Genomic DNA, 3,842 nt, shown 5'->3' with positions numbered 1-3,842 from the left:
AGTATTTCCTTCTCTCTTTTTGTCAGCTCTCTGAAAGGGCTCCTTTTACCGTTACGGTACATTTCAATAACATCATCAGTGAAATCATCCGCAAGACTTGGCGAAATATAGTTCTTTCCTCTTTTCACACGCTCGATGGCAACCAGCAATTCTTCGTCTGAATCATCCTTCAGCAGATAGCCATCCGCTCCTGCTATCATTGCATTATAGAAAACCTGGCGGCTGGTGTGCATTGTCAGCATAAGAATCCTGATCCATGGATATCTCTTTTTCACTGTTGCGGCAGCCTCTGTCCCGCCAATTCCCGGCATGGATATATCGAGAACAATCAAGTCCGCACTATGACTTTCCAAAAAACGGAGCAGTTCTTCTCCGTTTTCCACCTCTCCCACAACATCCAGTTCACTGTTTTTTTCAATCAGTTTTTTGATGCCATGCCTTATCAGAGAATGATTATCTGCTAAAACTACTCTCAACACATTCCGCTTCAACATAACTCTGTATCTCCTGCTCCATCAAAAGTATTCCAGTGATTGTCCGGTTTCTGAAACAAAATATACCAGGATCGGTATATATGCTTGCATAGTATCATATTCAACTTCATTTCCCATGGGAAATAAAAAACGAAACGACCTTCCCATCATTGATACCATTTTCCTTGACATTCTTTTCAAGAGCGCTTTCACTATCATTTCTGAAAAATCCGGTTTACATAAAACCGATTCAGATAGTGTCTGTCCAGAAATGAGAATTTTTATTCGAGATCAAGGCGCACGGGAAATTTTAATGCAACGCAGATATCAAGCAAAAAGACCAACTGTAAACAGGCACTAAATAATTATTTGCAATTTAAAGGGTTGACACCCTTCCATTTTATATTTTTGAAAGGAGTTTACAAATGAAAAATCATGTCGAATGGCCGAGCTGTATCCAGGCTTTTCAGCAGGTGATTGTTCATGGCGCATTACCAGCCTGTTCAAACCTTTCGTCCAGACGGTATTCCCGGCAATCCGGTTCTTATTCTGCATCAGATGAACAGAATAAACAGAACTGTGCCGAAAAAAAACACCTGGATAGAACCGTTTACTCAAGCGGCTCCATCCGAGTTTTTCGACTGGCGAAAAATCTGAAAACCTTCTGGAAACGGTCTCTGTTACAGCCACACCAGCCCACCTTTGCGAAAAACATGCCCTGTATGCAAACCTGCTGCAAATCCATACAGTTCAAAACATAGATAATTCGCGGGCTATGCGTACGGATACATAGCCAAATCAAGCTTATAGGTGACTTCATGATTTGTATAGTTTTTCCCTTCCTCAACTGGTTCAAGGATTACGATACCGGTAAATTCAAGATTGATCTACTTGCGGGCATTACCGTTGCTCTGGTACTCATCCCGCAATCCATGGCCTATGCCCAGCTCGCAGGACTCCCTGCCTATTACGGGCTCTATGCTGCCTTTCTCCCCCCGATGGTTGCGGCACTTTTCGGTTCCAGCCGACAACTGGCAACAGGCCCCGTTGCTGTCGTCTCACTTATGTCTGCGGCTTCCCTGGAACCGCTTGCCACTGCCGGTTCAGCCGAATTCATTACATATTCTATTGTTCTGGCACTGACTGTCGGTATCTTCCAGTTTTCTCTGGGTATTCTACGGCTCGGGCTCGTGGTCAATTTTCTTTCGCATCCGGTCGTAAACGGTTTCACCAATGCAGCCGCAATTATTATTGCGTCTTCGCAGTTTTCCAAGTTTTTCGGGGTTTATGTGGACAAGGCTCCACACCATTATGAAACAATTCTCCGGGTCGGCCGGGCAGCACTTGATTATACCCATATTCCAACACTGGTTTATGGAATTGCTGCTGTGGTAATCATGGTTTTCCTGCGCAAAATCAACCCGCGCATACCCAATGTGCTCATTGCCGTAGCAATCACCACAATTATTTCCTACTTCACCGGTTTCAATGATGATCGACGAACTTCTGTTTCCTCTTTCGTTTCATCTGAAATCTCAAAAAAGATTACTGAATTTAATAAAACCATAGAGGAAATCAAGGCTCTCGGCAGTGAAAGAGCTGCTGCCGGGAACCAGCTTGATGAAGAAATCAAGAAACAGCATGAAGGTTATGGCAAATCCATAGAACAGATCCATATTGAAAGCAGGATCGCCATCCTGACCAACCGCATTGAAGAGGTCAAGCATCGCAGCCACCTCCTGCGTGAAGATCTGCGATCATTAAAATTTGCCAGGAAAAAAGACAGCGGTGCAAATCTCTTTTATCTCAGGGATGAGATCCCGGAAGGAATACAGACTGACGGCAAAACATGGCGCCTGAAAGTCGGGAATTCCAGACTTGATACGTCAAACCTGCTGCTGACCGGCGGGGGCGCCGTAGTCGGCAAGATTCCAGAAGGGCTGCCGGCATTCAAGATTCCAGAGCTTGACGCCAAGAAATTTTTCAAACTGCTGCCGACCGCAGTAATTATTTCTCTTCTCGGTTTTATGGAGGCTATAGCCATTGCCAAAGCCATGGCAGCCCAGACCGGACAGAAACTTGACCCTAACCAGGAGTTAATCGGACAGGGGCTGGCAAATATTGTTGGATCAATCGGCTCCAGCTATTCCGTTTCCGGTTCCTTTTCCCGTTCTGCCGTGAACCTGCAGGCAGGTGCTGTTTCCGGTATTTCATCAGTTGTAACTTCTCTGATGGTGGTAGTCACCCTTCTTTTTTTCACTCCCCTGCTCTACCATCTGCCCCAGGCAGTACTCGCTGCAGTGATTATGATGGCTGTTATCGGCCTTGTAAATATCAGGGGATTTATCCATTCGTGGAAAGCCCAGTGGTATGATGGAGCTATCTCCATTATCACCTTTATTGTCACGCTTTACTTTGCACCTCATCTCGACAAGGGAATTATGGTTGGTGTGGCCCTTTCCATGACGGTTTTCCTCTATAAATCGATGCGCCCGGTAGTCGCCAGCCTTTCCCTGAACGAGGAGAACGTGCTCAAAAGTGCGGAATATTACAGACTTAAAGGATGTCGTCATATTGCCGTGGTGCGTTTTGACGGTGCTCTCTTTTTTGCAAACGCCAGCTATCTCGATGAACAGGTGGCCAAATTCAGAAATGAACGTCCGGACCTCCGCTACATCCTTCTTGACGCCAGGGGAATAAACGACATGGATGCCTCGGGAGAGGAAGCCCTGGAAATGCTCTGCAAACGCATTCGCGGGGCCGGTCTCGGTTTTGCAATCTGCGGAGTCAAAGGACAGGTTATGGCTGTAATGGAAAGAACGGGGCTCATTGATGAGATTGGTATGGAACATATCTACGCAGACAGTAAAACTGCCGTTGCGGAGCTCGTTGATATTATTCATAACTCTTCCGACCTGCCAAAAGGCAGTTGCAGGGATTGCCCGCTGACACAGTATCTTCCCGCGGCAGAATGACCTGTATCTGAATCCTGCAATCGGCATGTTCGGAGTCTTCGCTACCTGCCGCAGATATGAAATTCAATGGCTTGATGTATTCATATACTTCAAGCCATTGTCAACAGAACAGGTTACACAATTAACATATTGAAATCTGATTACGTATGAAACTCAGCCTGTTATTTGTGAGTCTGGGGATTGGGCCTGTTTTATCAGGCGTATTTCAAAAATCACATTAGACTGATTATAAAATGATCTGGAGTGACACTTTTTCATTTGAATTCTTTATCAATTGAGATTTCCAGTGATTTTTGACCGTAGGCTAGCCTGATAAAACAGGCACATCCACAATTTGGCTGAGTTTCATGGATAATCAAGTATTGAAATAATACTTTGATTCATTTTTTCATTT

Annotated in this window: 3 protein-coding genes; 2 read left to right on the top strand and 1 reads right to left on the bottom strand. The window is 45.1% G+C overall.

The genetic code is table 11. From position 1 onward, the window contains the following. The coding region (locus tag ACXLDX_RS12580) for a response regulator (protein ID WP_457577536.1) at window positions 1-494 on the bottom strand (494 nt) is incomplete at its 3' end. 462 nt (window positions 495-956) lie between these two features. On the opposite strand from ACXLDX_RS12580, the gene ACXLDX_RS12575 reads away from it, so the two are divergent. Together ACXLDX_RS12575 and ACXLDX_RS12570 are read left to right on the top strand one after the other, a co-directional pair. Further along, a complete protein-coding gene (locus ACXLDX_RS12575; protein WP_457577535.1) occupies window positions 957-1,130 on the top strand; it encodes a hypothetical protein in 174 nt (57 codons plus the stop codon). A 161-nt stretch (window positions 1,131-1,291) separates the two neighbouring features. Continuing rightward, window positions 1,292-3,448: a SulP family inorganic anion transporter gene (locus ACXLDX_RS12570; protein ID WP_457577534.1), complete on the top strand. Its 2,157-nt coding sequence runs from the start codon at window positions 1,292-1,294 to the stop codon at window positions 3,446-3,448. The last annotated feature ends 394 nt before the right edge of the window (window positions 3,449-3,842 follow it).

Source organism: Desulfomarina sp. (assembly GCF_054039375.1).
Note: the sequence above shows the minus strand (reverse complement) of the source record. Positions and strands in the feature narration are given on the sequence as shown.